3 protein-coding genes are annotated in these 3,300 nt (G+C 67.0%); all 3 read right to left on the bottom strand.

The features are described from left to right. Nucleotides 1-223: 223 nt before the first annotated feature. On the bottom strand, nucleotides 224-979 hold the full coding sequence (locus H7290_RS14095; RefSeq protein ID WP_290514648.1) for a hypothetical protein: 756 nt from the start codon (nucleotides 977-979) through the stop codon (nucleotides 224-226). Beyond that, entirely contained in the window at nucleotides 976-2,613 is a 1,638-nt protein-coding gene (locus H7290_RS14090; protein ID WP_290514647.1) for a serine/threonine-protein kinase, read from the bottom strand. Before H7290_RS14090 ends, H7290_RS14095 begins: the two co-directional genes overlap by 4 nt. Next, nucleotides 2,610-3,300, bottom strand: a 691-nt coding sequence (locus tag H7290_RS14085) for an FHA domain-containing protein (protein WP_290514646.1), incomplete at its 5' end; no start/stop codon positions are given. The genes H7290_RS14085 and H7290_RS14090, both read right to left, overlap by 4 nt.

The raw sequence follows: 3,300 nt of genomic DNA, 5'->3' as shown, positions 1-3,300 counted from the left end.
GAAACCCGGGGTGGAGGGCGGCGATCGTGAGGGGCACGCCGACGACGAGCGCGATGACCAGCGCGGACGCCGTCGTCTTGCGTGTTCGTACCCACCGCATCAGCGCGCTCACGATGATCTCCCGCGTTGATCTTCCCCGACCCCACCGAAACACAATGATGGGGTTTAGTCATTAAAACTAACACGGCCTCGCGCCGAAGTCAGGCCCGGAGTATGGGTAGCACTACCCATCTTCGGGGGGCGCCTTTCCAGCGTGATCCCTGTCGTTTCGTTCCAGCAGGAACAGGTCCTCCTTGCCCACCAGATGGGTGGCGACCGCATACTCGACGAGCCTCAGGCGTCGATTGGTCGCGAGGTTTCCCTTACCGCCACGCAGCCCTTGCACGCCGATCTTGTCAAGTTTGTCGCACACGTTGTCGAGCTTGCGGTTGAAAGTGGTCATCGACCAGTGCAGCCTCGCCGCCGCCTCCGCCGAGGTGGGGATCTCGCCACGACCCGGCGAATCCTGCCTCAGGATTTGCTCGGCCAGCGACACGACGAGCAACCGCTGGGTCGTCGTCAGCGCGACGGGAGCCATGGTCGTCTCGCCGCCGCCACCGGCGTTGGCGGCCGAGGTGTTGAAGTAGTCCGCGGGCGAGAAGACCGTGAACTCGTAGGTGGTCGACCCCGCGCTGAAGAGCACCTGCATCTGCGGGAACACGATCGGCAGGCGGGCACCCGGCGCGAGCCAGGCCTGCACCTGGCCCGTCGCATCCGTGACGGTAGCGGACAGCAGCGTGCCCACGTTCGCGAGCCACCACATCCCGAAATCCTCATAGATGCGCAGGAAGCGGCGGTGCAGGTAGGGGTTGTCGTCAATGACGAGGTCAGACTCGCGCCCGATGTGGAAATCGTTCGGGTGCGCCACCTCGTACCACTCGCCGCAGAACTCGATCTTCAGCGGGCCGACCTGGGTGGCTGTGCTCTCGGTATCGTTCACGCTGGGTAGCACGTCTCGTAGGGATTGGCGGAGAGCTTGCCCGCTCGGGAGATGCTGACCGTGACGCACACCGTCGAGCCCGGCGCGTAGTCGGTGATGACGACCGCGTTGCCGTCGGCCTTGCGCACGGGCTCATCGGCTGTGCGGTTGCTGATCTGCCAGAAGAAGGCGTCGCCCTCCTGCGGTTGCGGATTGGTGAACGTGAAGGTGATCGTCGCGCCGTCGACCGTCGGCGGGCCAGCCATCTGCGGGGTGGGGATACTCTCGATCACGACCGGCGGGACCGTTGCCGTCGGCGTGGGATCGGCGTCCCCCGGGGAGATCACGCCCCCGAAGATGACCGCAGCGGTGACCGCCAGGGCGACCACCAGTGCCACGCCGCCGATGACCCAACCCGCGATGTTGCGCTTGCGCGGCGGAATCGGCAGCGCGGCCGGCTCGACGGGTTCGGGCGGTGGCGCGATCGGCTCACGGCGGCGCACCACGGTCTCGGTAGGAAGCTCGGCGTTCGGTGCGCTCGACTGCTGGGGCTGCGCGATGACGCTCTTCGCGCCGCGCACCAGGGTCTGATCCCCGTTCGCCACGGGCTCCTGCCGCGGGACGTTCGGCGCCTGCACGGCGGGCTGCGCGTCGATCGTCGCGACCGCGCGCACCTTCGTCTCGTTGTCGTCCTCGCCCTCGGCGTCGCGAACCGGAGCAGCAATAAGCAGGTTCGGAACGTCGATGGCGGTCGGGGCGTACCCCAACTCCAGCTCGACCCGCTGCAGCGCCCTGGCGAAGTCGACGGCCGTTGCGAACCTGTCGGTTCGGTCGCTCGCCATCCCCTTATTGAGCACGGCCAGCAGCGAACGCGGAACATCATCGCGAGACATCGGCGTGATGGCGCCGCGCTCGATACGCCCGATGAGGTCGAGGGTTCCGTTAGACCGACCGCGCACCTCGAACGGCGTCTGGCCCGCGAGGACCGTATAGATGGTCGCGGCGAGCGAGAAGACATCGCTTCGCACATCCGGCTGCGGGTCATCCTCGAACATCTCGGGCGGGGACCACGGCACGCTCATGCCCACCGACTGGCCCGTACCACCCTGCGTGCCCGTGTCGTTCAGCGCGATCGCAGCGGTCGTGGTGTGCAGCGGCAACTCGTCCTCAAGCGCCGAAGAGATACCGAAGTCGGTCAGTGCCGGCCAGCCGTAGTCGTTGCTCAGCACGTTCGCCGGTTTGATATCGCGATGCAGGATTCCGGCGGCATGAGCCGTGGCAACGGCGCTCGACAGCCGCACCCCCGTGCGCAGGGCATCCGCGACAGCGAACGTCTCGCGCTTGTAGCGCTCTGCCAGGCTGGGACCCGAGCAGTACTCCATGACGAAGTACGGGCGGTCATCGGACGCCACATCGGCCTGGTAGATCGTGACGATATAGGGATGCGCAGACAGCTGCGCCATGAGGTTCGCCTCGGCGACCAGGGCGTCACGGCTCGCGTCGGTGATGTCGTCGGTCAGCAGCACCTTGACGGCGACACGGCGCTTCGGCAGGTGCTGGTCGTAGAGGTACACATCCGAAAATCCACCGGAGCCGAGCAGCTTGACGAACGTGTAGCCGGGCAGCTCGGGCGGGGTGGAGGCTGGGCGCTTCACGCGTCGCCCTCTTCCACGGTCAGCGTGACGCCGCTTCCCAGGTCGATGACGGTGCCGAGGATCACCGACGTCGGCTCACCGGCACGGAGCTTCTGGGGCGACTTGCCCGGCAGCTCGACCATCGTGCCGTTGCGCGAATGCAGGTCGGTCACCACGACCGTCCCGCCCTCGAGCGTGACCTGCACGTGGTTGCGCGAGATGTCCTGGTCGGGAGTTCCGACCGTCAACAGTCGAGGGATCTGCCCACCCGAGATCTGGCTCACGCTCGGGCTGCGACCCACCAGGATCGGCTGGGCCAGTGACTCACGCGTGCCCGTGGTCGACACGGCCAGTACGAGGTTTTGCGCTGGGGCCGGCTCGACGGGCTCCTTCTTCGAACGACGCTTCCCACGGATCTTCGCGATGTCGGAGGTCAGCACCGTCTCGCCGTCATGCAGCGTGTCATCGACGACAGCGCTCTCGTGCACCACCGCGTCAGACACCGACCTGAACATCGTGTCACCGAAGAGGTAGTCGTAGCCCGATTCGACGCTCTCGGAACTCTCCGGGGGCGCCACCGCGGGTGCTGCTGGTGGTTCTGGTGCTTCGCGCACTGTCGCTCCAACGTCGACCTCGGGCACGACCTCGGGCACGACCTCGGGCACGACCTCCGGCGCCAGGCCGACGGCGGGCGTGAGCGGGACGGGG

It is taken from the genome of Aeromicrobium sp. (genome assembly GCF_014378035.1).
In the GTDB taxonomy this organism is placed as follows: domain Bacteria; phylum Actinomycetota; class Actinomycetes; order Propionibacteriales; family Nocardioidaceae; genus Aeromicrobium.
The sequence above is the reverse complement of the archived record's forward strand: the minus strand, read 5'-3'. Positions and strand labels throughout refer to the sequence as shown.